We start from the raw sequence: 16,281 nt of genomic DNA on the forward strand, positions 1-16,281 counted from the left end.
CTGGCGGTGCGCCGCCCGCCGAACGCAGCGGCGGAGGGCGCTCCGGCCGGCTTACTTCGCGGTCGGCATCGCGAATTCGGCGCCCTTGCCGATGCTCGACGACCAGCGCTGCATCACCGACTTCTGGCGCGTGTAGAAGCGCACGCCTTCCTCGCCGTACGCGTGCATGTCGCCGAACAGGCTCTTCTTCCAGCCGCCGAAGCCGTGCCATGCCATCGGCACCGGAATCGGCACGTTGATGCCGACCATCCCCACCTGGATGCGCCGCGCGAATTCGCGCGCGATCCCGCCGTCGCTCGTGAAGCACGACACGCCGTTGCCGAACTCGTGCGCGTTGATCAGGTCGACCGCTTCGCCGAAATCCTTCACGCGCACACAGCCGAGCACCGGCCCGAAGATCTCTTCCTTGTAGATCCGCATGTCGGGTTTCACGTGATCGAACAGCGTGCCGCCGGTGAAGAAGCCTGCCTCGCGGCCCGGCACGCGCAGCCCGCGGCCGTCGACCACCAGTTGCGCACCTTCGTTCACGCCTTGCTCGATATAGCCTTCGATGCGCTTCAACGCTTCGCCGGTGACGATCGGGCCCATCTCGACTTCCGGCGACATTCCGTCGCCGATCACCAGCTTGCGCGCGCGCTCGGCGACGGCCGGCACGATCTTGTCGGCCACGTCGCCGACCAGCACCGCGATGCTGATCGCCATGCAGCGCTCGCCGGCCGAGCCGTACGCGGCGCCGATCAGCGCGTCGACCGCCTGGTCGATGTTCGCATCGGGCATCACGACGAGGTGGTTCTTCGCGCCGCCGAGCGCCTGCACGCGCTTGCCCGACTGCACCGCGCGCTGCTGCACGTAGGCCGCGATCGGCGTCGAGCCGACGAAGCTGACGGCCTGCACGTCCGGGTGGTCGAGGAGGGCATCGACCGCGCCCTTGTCGCCCTGCACGACGTTGAACACGCCGGCGGGCAGGCCTGCCTGCGTGAGCAGGTCGGCGATGAACAGCGCGGCCGACGGGTCGCGCTCGCTCGGCTTCAGCACGAACGTGTTGCCCGTCGCGAGCGCGACCGGGAACATCCAGCACGGCACCATGCACGGGAAGTTGAACGGCGTGATGCCCGCGACGACGCCGAGCGGCTGGCGCATCGTCCAGTTGTCGATGCCGGTGCTGACCTGGTCGGTGAAGTCGCCTTTCAGCAGTTGCGGCACGCCGCACGCGAATTCGATGATGTCGATGCCGCGTGCGACTTCACCCTGCGCGTCCGAGAACACCTTGCCGTGCTCGGCGGTGATGATCGCCGCGAGCGTGTCGCGGTGCTCGTTCATCAGCTGCAGGAAGCGGTGCAGCACGCGCGCGCGGCGGATCGGCGGCGTGTCGGCCCAGGCCGGGAACGCGGCACGGGCCGACGCGACGGCCCGTTCGACCTCGTCGTTGCCGGCGAGCGCGACGCGGCGCACCGCGCGACCGAGCGCGGGATTGAAGACGTCCTGGAAGCGGCCGCTGCGGCCGGCGACGGGCGCGCCGTCGAGGTAGTGGCCGACGTCGGCGTCGGACGTATAGGCGGGAACCGTGGTCATGCGTGTCTCCTGGGAATAGGGGGTGGACGGAACCTAGTCTAGGCAAAGCGGCAGGGCGCGAGAAGACCGCGAAACTTGATTCACTGTTCAGAATTCTGAATAATCAGTGGATGAATCAGCAAAATGTCCAGGCGCTCTGGCCGCATATCCATTCACTGACGGTGCTGGCCGCGGCCGGCAGTTTCACCGCTGCCGCGCAGCGGCTCGGCATCAGCAAGGCCGCGATGAGCCAGCGCATCGCCGATCTCGAAAAGGCGGCCGGCGTGCCGCTCGTGCGCCGCACCACGCGCAGCGTGCGGCTCACCGACGCGGGCCAGACGCTCGTCGACAGCACGCGCGACGCGTTCGAGTCGATCGGCCAGCACTTCGCGCGCGTGAAGGATCTCGCCGGCGAGCCGCGCGGGCTGCTGCGCGTGACGGCGCCGGTCGCGCTTGGCCGCCAGCAGGTCGTGCCGCACCTGCCCGATTTCCTGCGCCAGCATCCGGGCGTACAGATCGAGCTCGACCTGTCGGACCGCCTGCATTCGCTGACGCAGGAGGGCTTCGACCTCGCGATCCGCCATACGACCACCGCACCGCAGACCCACGTCGCATGGAAGCTGTGCGACACGCGTTCGCTGCTGGTCGCGAGCCGCGACTATCTCGACGCGCGCGGCGCGCCGCGCCACCCGAGCGAACTCGTCGATCACAGCTGCCTGTGCTACCTGCGCGACAACGAGCCGGCCGCGTGGAGCTTCGAGCCGGACGGCCGCCGGCGCCAGCGCGTGAGCGTGCCGGTGCGCGGCAGTTTCGCAGCGAACAACAGCGAGGCGATGCGCGAGGCCGCGCTCGGCGGGCTCGGCATCGCGCTGCTGCCGGACTTCAGCGCGCGGCGCGATCTCGACGCCGGCCGGCTCGTCGCGCTGCTCGACGGCTGGCGGCCGTCGGGCGCGTTCGGCGACCACATTTTCGCGATCCGCCCGTACAGCCCGGTCGTGCCGAGCGCGGTGCGCGCGCTCGTGCGGCATCTGCGCGAACGGCTCGCGGGCGGCTTTTCCGGCGCGTGAGCCGGGCGCCGGCGGGCGCCCGGCCGTGGGCGGGCCGGGCAGGCGCCGCGGCGCTGCGGTAAAATCGCGGCTTCCTCCCGCGCCGTGTGTGGCGCGTCATTCGAAGGTCGACAGCCGATGCAGATTCACAAGGAAGTGGACGCGCGCGGGCTCAATTGCCCGTTGCCGATCCTGCGTGCCAAGAAAGCGCTTGCCGATATGGAAAGCGGGCAGATCCTCAAGGTGCTCGCGACCGATCCGGGCTCGCAGCGCGATTTCGCCGCGTTCGCGAAGCAGACGGGCAACGAGATCGTCGAATCGACGACCCAGGACAAGACCTTCGTGTTCCTGATGCGTCGCCGCTGACGGCGCGCGTCGCACGTCCCGCCGCGCCGGGCTCCTGGCCGGCGCGCTTGACCGGGCGCCCCTAGCCGGGCGCCCCTCTCTGACAATTCTTAAACCTCGTTGCGTGACCGGCTGCGTATACTGACCCGGCCGGTCGTCCGCTCCCAGCGGAGGCGCCGGCCACGGTACGTCGTACGGCGGGCACGGGGGCCATGCCTGACGCTACCGTCGTACAACGGGGAGAGGACATGTCCTTCAGACCAGGGACCCTTCGAAGTCCGTCCGGAGCGGAAAGCATTGCGCCCGTGCGCACCTCGGAATTGAGCCGGATCGAGCTCGATCCGCAACAGGACCGCCACGCGCGTGCCGCGCTGGAGGCGTATGCGGATTCGGCCGCGGCCGAGATGCCGTGGCTGGCCGAATGGCTCGACGAACGGCTGCGCGACGCCGCGCGGGACGACGGCTCCGGCCTGACCTACTGCGGTGCGACGATCGAACGCGTGTTCGATCTGGCGCAGGCATGGGCGGCAGGCCAGCCCGACTATGCGGCCCATGCCTGGGAGCGGGTGCGCGACCAGCTGCAGCGGATGCTTGCGCAACCGCCGCTGTCGGAGTCGCCGTCGCCACGCATGCCGATCGACGATTTTGCCGAGCCGGTGGCCGGCATCGCGGGCGCCGAATAGGCGCCCGGTTGCGCAACAGAAAGGATTATTCGAAGAAAGGGCGATAGTCCGCGCAATTTCTTGGCGAATTTCATACTACTATGATGAAATCGCCGGTTCGTCCGTGCCCCGTTTTTGAGATATTTGACCGGGGTCGCCGGTTTGCGCAGGTGGCGCAAGCGGCGAACGACGGCTCGCCGGCCGGTATCCGGACGCCGCGCGCAGGCTGCGCGGCCGGGGCAGGCGCGGGAGCCGGATGGACGAATCGACTTCGATTTGCGGGGTGCTATGAGAATTGCTGTACTGGATGACGATCCGGCCCAGACGGATTTCGTCAGTCAAACGCTGACGGCCGTTGGCCATACGTGCTATGCGTTCAAGGAAGGCAAGGCCCTGAAGAAGCGCCTGCAGCGCGAGACGTTCGATCTGCTGGTGCTCGACTGGAACGTGCCCGACATGTCCGGCGAGGAAGTGCTCAAGTGGGTGCGCGCCAATCAAACCGAGCACAGCCTGCCGATCATCTTCATGACGAGCCGCGACGACGAGGCGGGGATCACGCAGATCCTCAACGCCGGCGCCGACGATTACGTGGTCAAGCCCGTGTCGGGCCCGATCCTGCGCGCGCGCATCGGTTCGCTGCTGCGCCGCGCGTATCCGGTCAACGCCGAGGCGACCGTCCGCGAATTCGACCAGTTCCGTTTCGACGTGAACCTGAAGCAGGCGTACGTCGGCGACAAGGCCGTGAGCCTCACGCAAAAGGAATTCGAGCTCGCGCTGCTGCTGTTCCAGCATCTCGACCGGCCGCTGTCGCGCGCGCACATTCTTGACCTCGTGTGGAAGCAGGCGACCGACATTCCGTCGCGCACGATGGACACGCATATTTCGATGCTGCGTACCAAGCTCGGCCTACGGCCCGAAAACGGCTACCGTCTGGCGCCGATCTATGGGTACGGCTACCGGCTCGAGCGGGTCGGCCAGGGGGAACCGGAGTGACCATGCGAATCACGCAGCGCACGGCGAGTGTGCGCACGGCGGCGCTGCGCGCCGCCTGCGCGGTCGCGTTGGCGTTCACCGCGCAGCAGGCCGCGGCGCAGCCGCCCGCCGCCGCGGGCAAGATGGTCGTCTATCGCACGCAGGCGGGCGACACGCTGTACGACGTCGCCGCGCGCTACCTGCAGGGCGCGGACGACTGGCAACTGCTCCAGCAGATCAACGGCGTGCCGGCGCCGAAGCACCTGCAGCCCGGCGTCGCGCTGAAGCTGCCGGTCGCGCGGCTGCGCAAGGAAAAGCTCACCGCACGCGTGATCGCGGTGCAGGGCACGGCCGAGCGCGCGTCCGGCGCGGCTTTCGCGCCGCTCGCGAACGATGCGACGCTCGCCGAAGGCGACCGCGTGCGCACCGGCCCGAACGGCTTCGTGACGATCGAGCTGACCGACGGCACGCACATGAGCCTGCCGCCCGACAGCCAGCTCGACCTGAAGTCGCTGCGCCGCACGGTGCTGACCGGCACGCTCGATCGCGAGTTCGAACTCACGCGCGGCTCGGTCGACAGCGAAGTCACCCACCTGAAGAAGCGCGACGACCGCTTCCAGATCCGCTCGCCGTCGGTCGTGGCCGGCGTGCGCGGCACGCGTTTTCGCGTGAACTACGACGCGGCCGGCAATGCGGCGACGCGCGTCGAAGTGCTCGACGGCACCGTCGGCGTCGCGGGCGGCCGGCAGCCGGCCGGCGCGACCCTCGTGCATGCGAACTTCGGCAGCGTCGCGACGTCGTCCGGCGCGGTCGGTGCGCCCGTCCAGCTGCTGGGCGCGCCCTCGCTCGCGCATCCCGACAAGGTGCAGGACGAGCCCGATGTCGCATTCGACGTCGCGCCGCTCCCGCAGGCGCAAGCGTATCGCGTGCAGCTCGCGCACGACGCGGGGCTGCTCGACCTGTTCCGCGAAACGCGCACCGATTCGCCGCGTGCGGTGTTCCGCGACGTGCCGAACGGGAATTACTTCGTGCGGATCGCCGCGATCGATGCGAACGGCCTCGAAGGGCTGCCGCGCACCTATGCGTTCGAGCGCCGCGTGATGGGGCTCGACGCGAGCGCGTCGCAAGGCGCGGGCGGTTACGAGTTCCGCTGGTCGCCGAACGGTTCGGGCAAGGGGGCGCGTTACCGGTTCGTGCTGTCGCGCTCGAAGGACCTGAGCGCGCCGGTCGTCGACCAAGTCGGCCTGCACGCGCGCCAGATCACCGTCGCGCACCTGCCGCCGGGCGACTATTTCTGGGCCGTGACCGTCGAGGAATTCGAAGGCGGCAAGTTCTACGAGAAGACCAGTCCGGTCAGCGCGTTCACGTTGTCGCGCTGACCCGCGGCGCATGAAACCCGACTCCGTTTCTCCGCGGCGGCGCCTCGGCCGCCGCTTCCTGATCGAATGGATCGCGATCGGCTGTCTCGGGATCGCGGTGATTCTCGCGTGCGCGCTCGGCCGCCTGTCGTCGAGCGTCGACGGGCTGATCTACGACCGGCTGCTGATGCTGCGCAGCCTGCCGCTGTCGCCCGACGTGGTCGTCGTCGACATCGACAACCAGAGCGTGTCCGCGCTCGGTCGCTGGCCGTGGCCGCGCGACGTGCATGCACGGCTGCTCGACACGCTCGCGCGCGCGCAGCCGGCCGCCGTCGTCTACGACGTGCTGTTTACCGAACCGTCGCCGGAGGATCGCACGTTCGCGGATGCGATGAGCCGCGTGCCGACTTTCCTGCCGGTGCTGTTGAGTCCCGAGCAGGCGGACGGCACGCGCTCGGTCGATCCGCCGGTCGCCGCGCTCGCCGCGCGCGCGACGGGGCTCGGCCATATCAATCTCGAAGTCGATCGCGACGGCATCGTGCGCAGCGTCGCGCTGTTCGAAAGCGACGGGCGCGTGCGCTGGCCGCAGCTGATGGTGCCCGTCTATCGGGCGATCCAGGCCGGCCGGCTGCACCCGGTCGGCGGCGTGCCCGGCGCGAACGCGCACGACCTGTCGCGCGATGCGGCGGGCGACGGCCGCTACCTGATCCCGTTCAGCCGCAATACGCCCGCGTATCCGACGCTGTCGTTCGACGACGTGCTCGAAGGGCGCGTGAAGCCCGACGCGCTGCGCGGCAAGATCGTCGTCGTCGGCGTGACCGCGTCGGGGCTGTACGACCGCTTCGCGACGCCGGTGTCCGGCGAGTTCGGCCCGCTCGCCGGCGTGTACATCCATGCGAACGTGCTCGACATGCTGGCAACCGGCAGCGCGATCTCGCCCGCGTCGCGCGCGGGGCTGTTCGTCGCGTCGCTGCTGCCGCTCGCCGTGTTGCTCGGCGGCTTCCTGATGCTGTCGCCGTGGCGCGCGCTGCTGCTGACGCTGAGCCTGGCCGCGCTCGCCGTCGTCGCGAGCCTCGTGCTGCTGTTCGAGGCGCGCATCTGGCTCACGCCGGCGCCGGCGATCTTCGGGTTGATTGCCGTCTACCCGATCTGGAACTGGCGGCGGCTCGAAATGACGATGTCGTACCTGCGTCGCGAGCTGCAGAAGCTTGCCGACGAACCGCACCTGCTGCCGGAGGCGCCGCGTACGCGCAGCGTCGGCGGCGACGTGCTGGAGCGGCAGATGGCGCTGATGGCGCAGGCCGCGCAGCGCGTGCAGGACATGAAGCGCTTCGTGTGGGACAGCCTCGACAGCATGCCCGAGCCGATCTTCGTGACCGATCTCGCGGGCACCGTGCTGATCGCGAACCATGCCGCGAAACGCTACGGGTCGCGGCTCGCGTTGCCGCTGCCGGAAGGGCGGCCGCTGCGCACCGCGCTTGGCGAGCTGACGTTCATGAAGACCGTCGACGGCAACGCCGAGCACGACGCGGCGATCCGCGAGCACTGGCCGGCCGTGCTCGATCCGACGCTCGAGGCCGAGCACGACGCGATGGCGCGCGGCATCGAGGTGCGCGATCGCGACGGGCTCGACCATCTGCTACGCTACGCGGCGTGTACCAACGCGCAAGGGCGCGTGACCGGCTGGATTGCCGGCCTCGTCGACGTGACCGAGCTGCACGCGGCCGAGCGGCAGCGCGAGGAAGCACTGCACCTGCTGTCGCACGACATGCGCTCGCCGCAGTCGTCGATCCTCGCGTTGGTCGAGATCGAGCGCGACCGCGTCGAGAGCGACGCGATGCGCGGGCTGCTCGCGCGGATCGAGCGCTATGCGCACCGCGCGCTGTCGCTCGCCGACGAGTTCGTGCAGCTGGCGCGCGCCGAGTCGCAGGCGTACCAGCTCGAGGTGACGAGCCTCGTCGACGTGCTGATCGATGCGAGCGACGAGGTGTGGCCGCAGGCGCAGGCGAAACACATCCGCGTCGAGACCGGCGTGGGCACCGACATGTGCTGGGTGCGCGCGGACCGTTCGCTGATCACGCGCGCCTTCGTGAACCTGCTGAACAATGCGGTCAAATACAGTCCGTCCGACACGGTGATCACGTGTACGCTGACGGTCGAGCACGCATCGAAGCGGATGTTCTGTACGATTCGCGATCAGGGGTACGGCATTGCGCCGGAAGATCAGCGGCATCTGTTCGAGCGTTTCAAGCGATTCCATGCCGGCGAGCGGCCCGAAATCTCGGGTTCCGGGCTCGGCATGGCGTTCGTGAAGACGGTCGTCACGCGCTATGGGGGCAGCGTGTCGGTCGACAGCGAAGTGGGTGTCGGTACCGCGGTGACGGTGTCGCTGCCCGCGATCGACGAGCCGTCCGCCTGACAGGGCCGGGCGCGACGGCAGGCATTTGGGGAAAGTCATGAGAAAGCAATGGGCAGCGACCGCGCTGGCGGCGTCGCTGTTGACGGGTTGCGCCGGCGTGACGACCGGCGTGAGCGCGGTCGGGCAGCCGAATGCATTTGCATCCGGTGCGCACGGCTACGATTTCGTGCGGACGGCCGCACAGGCGGGCGATGCCGAGTACCGGCAGATCGAGACGCTCGTGCGCGACGAGCTCGCGCGCCGCGGCTTCGATGCGCAGCCGCTCAAGGACGCGCGTTACCGGTTGTCGATCGCGTATGCGACGCAGCCGGCGGCGGTCGCGGCGATCGCCGAGCGGTGCGGCGCGGCGAGCAGCGCCTGCGTGACGGTCGACGGGCCCGCGCCGCTCGCGCTGCCGTTCATGGGGCGCGTGTACCGCCACGTGCTGACGCTGCGTTTCGTCGATGCGAAATCCGGCGCCGACGTCTATCGCGTATCGGCCTCGCTGCGCGACCGCGATCCGGGCACGCAGCAGGCCGCGCCGGCGCTCGTGAAGAGCGCGCTGGCGAAGGTGCCGTTCGGCGACGGCAGCGGCTGGCTGGTCAAGACGAAAAAAGACGACGCGGGCGGCATGCCGGGCGTCGTCTCGGTGAGGCCGGCCGACGCGCGCTGAAGCGGTGGCCGTGAGGTGAGGGCGGGCCCGCCGGGGCGCGCCCTTGCCGCGTTCAGACGGTCGGTTGAGCGCCGTCGCGCGTGCGCAGGTACGTCTCGAACTCCGCACCGACTTCCGGGTGGCGCAGCGCGAATTCGACCGTCGCCTTCAGGTAGCCGAGCTTGCTGCCGCAGTCGTAGCGCGTGCCCTGATACTTGTAGGCCAGCACCTGTTCGTCGGCGAGCAACGCCTGGATCGCGTCGGTGAGCTGCAGCTCGCCGCCCGCGCCCGGCTTCAGTGCGCGCAGGTGCTCGAAAATCCGCGGCTTCAGGATGTAGCGGCCGACCACGCCGAGGTTCGACGGCGCGACTTCCGGCGCCGGCTTCTCGACGATCGCCGACATCTTGACGATCGACTCTTCCCATTCCTTGCCGTCGACGATGCCGTACGACTTCGTCTCCGACGGCGGGATCTCTTCGACGCCGATCACCGAGCTGTGATAGTGGTCGAACACGTCGACCATCTGCTTCATCACCGGCGGGTTGCCGTCGAGCAGGTCGTCCGCGAGGATCACCGCGAACGGGTTGTCGGCAACCAGCTTTTCCGCGCACAGCACCGCGTGGCCGAGGCCGAGCGCCTCCGGCTGGCGCACGTAGAAGCAGTCGACGTGGCTCGGCTTGATGCTGCGCACCAGTTCGAGCAGCTTTTCCTTGCCGCGCGCCTCGAGTTCGGCCTCGATCTCGTACGACTTGTCGAAGTGATCCTCGATCGCGCGCTTGCTGCGCCCGGTGACGAAGATCATCTCGGTGATGCCCGCCGCGATCGCTTCCTCGACCGCATACTGGATCAGCGGCTTGTCGACGACCGGCAGCATCTCCTTCGGGCTCGCCTTCGTTGCCGGGAGGAACCGCGTGCCGAGACCGGCAACGGGGAATACCGCCTTGGTGACTTTCAACATGATCGAACCTTTATTCCTGTAATCGACTTGTCAGACGGTCTATGTTCACGTCCGCATTATAGTGAACGCAAACGACCTTACCGTTTGTTACGCAGGCAACCGATCGAGCTGCGCACGCAGTTTTTCGAGCGTGCTCTGGAATTCCGCGACGCGTTTCTGCTCCTGTTCGACCACGGCCGGCGGGGCTTTCGCGACGAAAGCCTCGTTGCCGAGCTTCGCGTTGCACTTCGCGATCTCGCCCGTCAGGCGCGTGATTTCCTTCGACAGGCGCTCGCGTTCGGCCGCGACGTCGATTTCCACCTTCAGCACCAGCTTGTTCGGGCCGACGATCGCGATCGGCGCGCCGTGCGCTTCCTTGTCGAGCGCCGCTTCGTCCGCGAGGATCTGTACTTCCGACAGGCGCGCGAGCGCCTGGACGTACGGCGCGAACGAGCGCAGGCGCTCGGCGTCGCCCGCCGCGAGCAGCGGCACCTTGGTGGCCGGCGACAGGTTCATCTCGCCGCGCAGGTTGCGGCACGCGTCGACGATCGCCTTCAGGTCGGCCGCCCACTGCTCGGACGCCTCGTCGAGCTTCTGCAGGTTCGCGACCGGATACGCCTGCGTCATCAGCGACGCTTCGCCTTCGGCCTTGCCCTGCGGATAGCGGCCGGCGAGCGGCGCGACCTTCTGCCAGAGCGCTTCGGTGATGAACGGGATGACCGGGTGCGCGAGGCGCAGCACCGTTTCCAGCACGCGCAGCAGCGTGCGGCGGGTGGCGCGCTGCTGTTCCGGCGTGCCGTTCTGGATCTGCACCTTCGCGAGTTCGAGATACCAGTCGCAGTACTCGTCCCACACGAACTTGTAGATGCTGCTCGCGATGTTGTCGAAGCGGTAATCGGCGAAACCCTTCGCGATGTCGGCTTCGGTGCGCTGCAAGAGCGACACGATCCAGCGGTCGGCCGCGGAGAAGTCGAGGTAGCCGCCGGGGCCGCAGTCGCCCGCGCCGCACACTTCCGGCTTGTCGTTGCCGCAGTCGTGGCCTTCGCAGTTCATCAGCACGAAGCGCGTCGCGTTCCACAGCTTGTTGCAGAAGTTGCGATAGCCTTCGCAGCGCGCGAGGTCGAAATTCACGTTGCGGCCGAGCGTCGCCATCGACGCCATCGTGAAGCGCAGCGCGTCGGTGCCGAACGCGGGGATGCCGTCCGGGAATTCCTTGCGCGTCTTCTTCTCGATGGTCGCGGCCTGCTTCGGGTTCATCAGGCCCGTCGTGCGCTTCGCGACCAGCGACTCGAGGTCGATGCCGTCGACGATGTCGATCGGGTCGAGCGTGTTGCCCTTGCTCTTCGACATCTTCTGGCCTTCCGCGTCGCGCACGAGGCCGTGCATATAGACGGTATGGAACGGCACCTTGCCGGTGAAGTGCGTGGTCATCATCACCATCCGGGCGACCCAGAAGAAGATGATGTCGAAGCCGGTGACGAGCACCGACGACGGCAGGAAGTGCTTCAGTTCGGGCGTTTCGTTCGGCCAGCCGAGCGACGAGAACGGCACGAGCGCCGACGAGAACCACGTGTCGAGCACGTCTTCGTCACGCTTGAGCGCGCCCGTGTAACCCTTCGCGGCGGCTTGCGCGCGCGCGTCTTCCTCGTTGCGCGCAACGAACACCTCGCCGTTCTCGCCGTACCACGCGGGAATCTGGTGGCCCCACCACAGCTGGCGCGAGATGCACCAGTCCTGGATGTTCTCGAGCCACTGGTAGTAGGTGGTCGTCCAGTTTTCCGGGACGAACTTGATCTGGCCGTCGCGCACCACGTCGAGCGATACTTCGGTGATCGACTTGCCCGGATTGAACGTGCCTTCCGGCGCGGGCTTCGTCATCGCGACGAACCACTGGTCGGTCAGCAGCGGCTCGATCACGACGCCCGTGCGGTCGCCGCGCGGCACCATCAGCTTGTGCGGCTTCACGGAGTCGAGGAAGCCCTGCGCGTCGAGGTCGGCGACGATCGCCTTGCGCGCGTCGAAGCGGTCGAGGCCGCGATACTGCTCGGGGCCGTTGTCGTTGATCTTCGCGTCGAGCGTCAGGATCTCGATCGGTGCGAGCTTGTGGCGCACGCCGACCTGGTAGTCGTTGAAGTCGTGCGCGGGCGTGACCTTCACGACGCCCGTGCCGAATTCGCGGTCGACGTAGTCGTCGGCGATCACCGGGATCTCGCGGCCGGTCAGCGGCAGCGTGACGCGTTGGCCGATCAGGTGCGCGTAGCGTTCGTCTTCCGGATGGACCATCAGCGCGACGTCGCCGAGCATCGTCTCGGGGCGCGTGGTGGCGACGGTCAGCGAGCCCGAGCCGTCGACGAGCGGGTAGCGGATGTGCCACAGGTGGCCGTTTTCCTCTTCGCTGACGACTTCGAGGTCCGACACGGCGGTGAGCAGCACCGGATCCCAGTTGACGAGGCGCTTGCCGCGGTAGATCAGCCCTTGTTCGTACAGCGTGACGAACACGTCGCGCACGGCGGCCGACATCTTGTCGTCCATCGTGAAGTATTCGCGCGACCAGTCGGTCGATGCGCCGAGGCGGCGCACCTGGTCGGTGATCGTCGAGCCGGATTTCTGCTTCCATTCCCACACGCGCTCGACGAACTTCTCGCGGCCGAGATCGTGGCGCGACACGCCCTGCGCGTCGAGCTGGCGTTCGACGACGATCTGGGTCGCGATCCCCGCGTGGTCGGTGCCGGGCACCCACAGCGTGTTCTCGCCGAGCATCCGGTGGTAGCGGGCGAGGCCGTCCATGATCGTCTGGTTGAACGCGTGGCCCATGTGCAGCGTGCCCGTCACGTTCGGCGGCGGCAACTGGATCGCGAAATCGGGGCGGGACGGATCGAATGCCGGGGCGGCATAGCCGCGTTTTTCCCACTCCGGCCCCCATTGGGACTCGATGGTATGGGGCTCGAAGCTCTTCGCAAGCGTGTTGTCGCTCATGTTGGAAATCTGCCGAAAAATGCGTGAATTGGATGCCGAATCTGACAATTATAAATGGATGCCCATCGGCCAGCCATCGCCTTGCCGGCGCGGGCCTGTCGGGACGCGTGCGCAACCGGCCTGCAACGCGCATGCGACCTGCGACCGGACGGATCGGAAACGGCATCGCGCGGCCGACTTATAATGTCGGGTCCGCATTTTTCTCGCCCGCCAGCTGCCGCTCCATGCCCGATCTGCTCGCCAATCTGAACCCCGAACAACTCGCCGCCGTCACGTTGCCGAACGAACCGGCGCTGATCCTCGCAGGGGCGGGCAGCGGCAAGACCCGCGTGCTGATCACGCGCATCGCTTGGCTGATCCAGCAGGGCTATGCGTCGCCGCCCACCGTGCTCGCCGTCACCTTCACGAACAAGGCCGCGCGCGAGATGATGGCGCGCCTGTCGGCGATGATGCCGATCGACACGCGCGGGATGTGGATCGGTACGTTCCACGGCCTGTGCAACCGGATGCTGCGTACGCACTGGCGCGACGCCGGCCTGCCGCAGACCTTCCAGATCCTCGACACGGCCGACCAGCTGTCCGCGATCAAGCGGCTGATGAAGGCGGCGAACGTCGACGACGAAAAGTATCCGCCGAAGAACGTCCAGTACTTCATCAACAACGCGAAGGAGCAGGGGCTGCGCCCGGACAAGGTCGACGCGACCGACAACTTCAACCGCAAGTTCGTCGAGCTGTACCAGGCGTACGACCAGCAGTGCCAGCGCGAAGGCGTCGTCGATTTCCCCGAGCTGCTGCTGCGTTGCTACGAACTGCTCGCGTACAACGCGCCGCTGCGCGCGCACTACCAGGCGCGCTTCCGGCACATCCTCGTCGACGAGTTCCAGGACACCAACAAGCTGCAGTACGCGTGGCTCAAGATGCTCGCGGGCGGCGAGAACGCGATCTTCGCGGTTGGCGACGACGACCAGTCGATCTACGCGTTCCGCGGCGCGAACGTCGGCAACATGCGCGACTTCGAAGACGAATTCCGCGTGCGCAACCTGATCAAGCTCGAGCAGAACTACCGGTCGCACGGCAACATCCTCGACGCGGCGAACCAGCTGATCTCGAACAACGCGCACCGCCTCGGCAAGAACCTGCGCACCGACGCCGGCCACGGCGAACCGGTGCGCGTGTACGAAGCCAGCACGGATTCGCAGGAAGCCGGCTGGATCGTCGAGGAGATCCGCTCGCTGATCAATACCGGGATGGCGCGCAGCGAAGTGGCCGTCCTGTACCGCAGCAACGCGCAGTCGCGCTCGATCGAGCACACGCTGATGTCGTCGGGCATTCCGTACCGCGTGTACGGCGGCCTGCGCTTTTTCGAGCGGCAGGAAGTGAAGCACGCGCTCGCGTACCTGCGCCTGATCGACAATCCGAACGACGACACGGCATTCGCGCGCGTCGTGAATTTCCCGACGCGCGGCATCGGTGCGCGCTCGATCGAGCAACTGGCCGACGCCGCGCGCCTGTACGGCTGCTCGATGGCCGCGGCGATTCCGTACGTGACCGGCAAGGCCGGCACGAGCCTCGGCGGGTTCGCGAACCTGATCGCGAAGATGCGCGCCGACACGCAGCACATGAACCTGCCCGACACCGTCGAGCACATCGTACGCGCGAGCGGTCTCGCCGATTTCTACCAGGGCGAGCGCGAAGGGCAGGATCGCCTCGAGAACTTGCAGGAACTCGTGAACGCGGCCACCGCGTTCATCGCCGAGGAAGGTTACGGGCTCGACACGCCGGCCCGCTCGATCCCGCTGCGCGCGGGGGCGATCGCGGCGCCCGAACTCGGCACCGCGACGGACGATCCGTCGGTCGACGTGCTCGATCCCGCCTCGCCCGCCGACCCTGCACAGAACCCCGACACGATGACGCCGCTCGCCGGCTTCCTGTCGCATGCGTCGCTGGAGGCCGGCGACAACCAGGCGCAGGCCGGCCAGGACGCCGTGCAACTGATGACGGTGCACGCGGCGAAGGGGCTCGAGTTCTCGGCCGTGTTCATCACGGGGCTCGAGGAAGGGTTGTTCCCGCACGAGAACAGCGTGCTCGAATCGGACGGCCTCGAGGAAGAGCGCCGGCTGATGTACGTCGCGATCACGCGCGCGAAGGAGCGGCTCTACCTGTCGTTCGCGCAAAGCCGGATGCTGCACGGCCAGACCCGCTACAACGTGCGCTCGCGCTTCTTCGACGAGTTGCCCGAGCACGTGTTGAAGTGGCTCACGCCGAAGGTCGAGGCCGGCTCGCGCTGGGGCGGACGTTCGGACAACGCCGGGTACGGGCGCGACTGGTTCGCGCGGCCGGGCGGCGGCAGTCGCGAGCAGATCGTCGACGCGGCCGTGTCCGCGCCGCTGCCCGCGTTCGCGGACAAGCAGCGCGCGGCCGACACCGGCTTCCGGGTCGGCCAGCAGGTGTTCCATACCAAGTTCGGCGAAGGCACGGTCACCGCGCTCGAAGGCAACGGCACCGATGCGAAGGCGCAGGTGAAGTTCAAGCGCCACGGCGAGAAATGGCTCGCGCTCGCGGTCGCGAAACTGCAGGCGGTGGAATGATGGACGTCGACATGATCGTGACGCCCGCCGCGCGTCCGCTCGGCATCCTGGCCGCGCTGCCCGAGGAGCTCGGCGACCTGATCGCCGCGATGCGCGCCGACGGCGCGATGAAGACGGTCACGCTCGGCCGCCGCGATTATCACGTCGGCACCGTGCACGGCGCGGCCTGCGTCGTCACGCTCGCGCGGGTCGGCAAGGTCGCGGCCGCCGCGACGGTCAGCGCGCTGATCCATGTGTTCGGCGTGTCGGGCGTGGTGTTCACCGGCGTCGCGGGCGGTGTGTCGCGCACGGTGCGGGTCGGCGACGTCGTCGTGGCCGATACGCTGCTGCAGCACGATCTCGATGCGTCGCCGCTCTTTCCGCGTTACGAGGTGCCGCTGCTCGGCATCACGCGTTTCGCGACCGACGCGGCGCTGACGGCCCGCTTGGCGGCCGCGTGCGCGCTGTTCGTCGAGGAGGAGGGCGCGCAGTTCGCCGAGCGCTTCGGGCTCGCCGGCGCGGCGCTGCACGCGGGGCTCGTCATCAGCGGCGACCGCTTCGTGTCGAGCGAGCAGGAGGTCGTCGCGCTGCGCGACGCGTTGCCGGACGCGCTCGCGGTCGAAATGGAAGGCGCGGCGATCGCGCAGGTGTGCGCGGAACACGACGTGCCGTTCGCGCTCGTGCGCACGATCTCCGATACGGCCGACGATCACGCGACGCAGTCGTTCTCGCACTTCCTGTCGGCGATCGCGAGCAGCTATTCGTCCGGCATCCTCAAGCGTTTCCTGACGCTGCATGCGACGACGGCGGCCTGAAG

Annotated in this window: 12 protein-coding genes; 9 read left to right on the forward strand and 3 right to left on the reverse strand. The window is 68.1% G+C overall.

Annotated elements, in window-relative coordinates; all coding sequences use genetic code 11:
• Window positions 1–51: 51 nt before the first annotated feature.
• The gene (locus H0X95_RS07355) at window positions 52–1,572 is read right to left on the reverse strand and encodes a CoA-acylating methylmalonate-semialdehyde dehydrogenase (RefSeq protein ID WP_006488924.1); all 1,521 of its coding nucleotides are present in this window, start codon (window positions 1,570–1,572) and stop codon (window positions 52–54) included.
• Between the two features lie 110 nt (window positions 1,573–1,682).
• On the opposite strand from H0X95_RS07355, the gene H0X95_RS07360 reads away from it, so the two are divergent.
• The 7 genes from H0X95_RS07360 to H0X95_RS07390 all read left to right on the forward strand — a co-directional run bounded on the left by H0X95_RS07360 (window position 1,683) and on the right by H0X95_RS07390 (window position 9,005).
• Window positions 1,683–2,618 carry a LysR family transcriptional regulator gene (locus H0X95_RS07360; RefSeq protein ID WP_196446001.1) on the forward strand — a complete coding sequence of 312 codons (936 nt, stop codon included), beginning with the start codon at window positions 1,683–1,685 and terminating at the stop codon, window positions 2,616–2,618.
• A gap of 117 nt (window positions 2,619–2,735) precedes the next feature.
• Window positions 2,736–2,963, forward strand: coding sequence for a sulfurtransferase TusA family protein (locus H0X95_RS07365; protein WP_006402122.1), 228 nt, complete (start codon window positions 2,736–2,738; stop codon window positions 2,961–2,963).
• Window positions 2,964–3,190: 227 nt separating this feature from the next.
• Complete coding sequence (locus H0X95_RS07370) at window positions 3,191–3,625, forward strand: hypothetical protein (RefSeq protein ID WP_034200673.1); 435 nt, start codon at window positions 3,191–3,193, stop codon at window positions 3,623–3,625.
• A 267-nt stretch (window positions 3,626–3,892) separates the two neighbouring features.
• Entirely contained in the window at window positions 3,893–4,597 is a 705-nt protein-coding gene (locus H0X95_RS07375; RefSeq protein ID WP_006490421.1) for a response regulator transcription factor, read from the forward strand.
• Window positions 4,594–5,955 carry a FecR family protein gene (locus H0X95_RS07380; protein WP_058901381.1) on the forward strand — a complete coding sequence of 454 codons (1,362 nt, stop codon included), beginning with the start codon at window positions 4,594–4,596 and terminating at the stop codon, window positions 5,953–5,955. The genes H0X95_RS07375 and H0X95_RS07380 overlap by 4 nt, the downstream gene beginning before the upstream one ends.
• A gap of 10 nt (window positions 5,956–5,965) precedes the next feature.
• On the forward strand, window positions 5,966–8,353 hold the full coding sequence (locus tag H0X95_RS07385) for a CHASE2 domain-containing protein (protein WP_196446002.1): 2,388 nt from the start codon (window positions 5,966–5,968) through the stop codon (window positions 8,351–8,353).
• A gap of 37 nt (window positions 8,354–8,390) precedes the next feature.
• Entirely contained in the window at window positions 8,391–9,005 is a 615-nt protein-coding gene (locus H0X95_RS07390; protein WP_196446003.1) for a DUF4136 domain-containing protein, read from the forward strand.
• 52 nt (window positions 9,006–9,057) lie between these two features.
• Here H0X95_RS07390 and galU read toward each other — a convergent pair whose 3' ends face one another.
• Together galU and H0X95_RS07400 are read right to left on the reverse strand one after the other, a co-directional pair.
• Window positions 9,058–9,942 carry a UTP--glucose-1-phosphate uridylyltransferase GalU gene (gene galU, locus H0X95_RS07395; protein WP_006490437.1) on the reverse strand — a complete coding sequence of 295 codons (885 nt, stop codon included), beginning with the start codon at window positions 9,940–9,942 and terminating at the stop codon, window positions 9,058–9,060.
• An 87-nt stretch (window positions 9,943–10,029) separates the two neighbouring features.
• Window positions 10,030–12,897: a valine--tRNA ligase gene (locus H0X95_RS07400; RefSeq protein WP_006497752.1), complete on the reverse strand. Its 2,868-nt coding sequence runs from the start codon at window positions 12,895–12,897 to the stop codon at window positions 10,030–10,032.
• Window positions 12,898–13,121: 224 nt separating this feature from the next.
• Here H0X95_RS07400 and H0X95_RS07405 point away from each other — a divergent pair, with 224 nt between their 5' ends.
• Together H0X95_RS07405 and H0X95_RS07410 are read left to right on the forward strand one after the other, a co-directional pair.
• Window positions 13,122–15,485: a UvrD-helicase domain-containing protein gene (locus tag H0X95_RS07405; protein ID WP_058901383.1), complete on the forward strand. Its 2,364-nt coding sequence runs from the start codon at window positions 13,122–13,124 to the stop codon at window positions 15,483–15,485.
• Window positions 15,485–16,279 (forward strand): 5'-methylthioadenosine/adenosylhomocysteine nucleosidase, encoded by a 795-nt coding sequence (locus H0X95_RS07410; protein WP_374762762.1) that lies wholly within the window; start codon window positions 15,485–15,487, stop codon window positions 16,277–16,279. Before H0X95_RS07405 ends, H0X95_RS07410 begins: the two co-directional genes overlap by 1 nt.
• The last annotated feature ends 2 nt before the right edge of the window (window positions 16,280–16,281 follow it).

The sequence above is a fragment of the Burkholderia sp. 9779_493 genome, assembly GCF_015712215.1.
GTDB lineage: Bacteria > Pseudomonadota > Gammaproteobacteria > Burkholderiales > Burkholderiaceae > Burkholderia > Burkholderia cenocepacia.

Bases quoted from the DNA above. Each gene is read 5' to 3' on its own strand.
- H0X95_RS07390 (WP_196446003.1), top strand. From the start codon at position 8,391: ATGAGAAAGCAATGGGCAGCGACCGCGCTGGCGGCGTCGCTGTTGACG.
- H0X95_RS07360 (WP_196446001.1), top strand. From the start codon at position 1,683: ATGAATCAGCAAAATGTCCAGGCGCTCTGGCCGCATATCCATTCACTG.
- H0X95_RS07375 (WP_006490421.1), top strand. From the start codon at position 3,893: ATGAGAATTGCTGTACTGGATGACGATCCGGCCCAGACGGATTTCGTC.
- H0X95_RS07370 (WP_034200673.1), top strand. From the start codon at position 3,191: ATGTCCTTCAGACCAGGGACCCTTCGAAGTCCGTCCGGAGCGGAAAGC.
- H0X95_RS07355 (WP_006488924.1), bottom strand. From the start codon at position 1,572: ATGACCACGGTTCCCGCCTATACGTCCGACGCCGACGTCGGCCACTAC.
- H0X95_RS07365 (WP_006402122.1), top strand. From the start codon at position 2,736: ATGCAGATTCACAAGGAAGTGGACGCGCGCGGGCTCAATTGCCCGTTG.
- H0X95_RS07385 (WP_196446002.1), top strand. From the start codon at position 5,966: ATGAAACCCGACTCCGTTTCTCCGCGGCGGCGCCTCGGCCGCCGCTTC.
- H0X95_RS07400 (WP_006497752.1), bottom strand. From the start codon at position 12,897: ATGAGCGACAACACGCTTGCGAAGAGCTTCGAGCCCCATACCATCGAG.
- H0X95_RS07410 (WP_374762762.1), top strand. From the start codon at position 15,485: ATGGACGTCGACATGATCGTGACGCCCGCCGCGCGTCCGCTCGGCATC.
- galU (WP_006490437.1), bottom strand. From the start codon at position 9,942: ATGTTGAAAGTCACCAAGGCGGTATTCCCCGTTGCCGGTCTCGGCACG.
- H0X95_RS07405 (WP_058901383.1), top strand. From the start codon at position 13,122: ATGCCCGATCTGCTCGCCAATCTGAACCCCGAACAACTCGCCGCCGTC.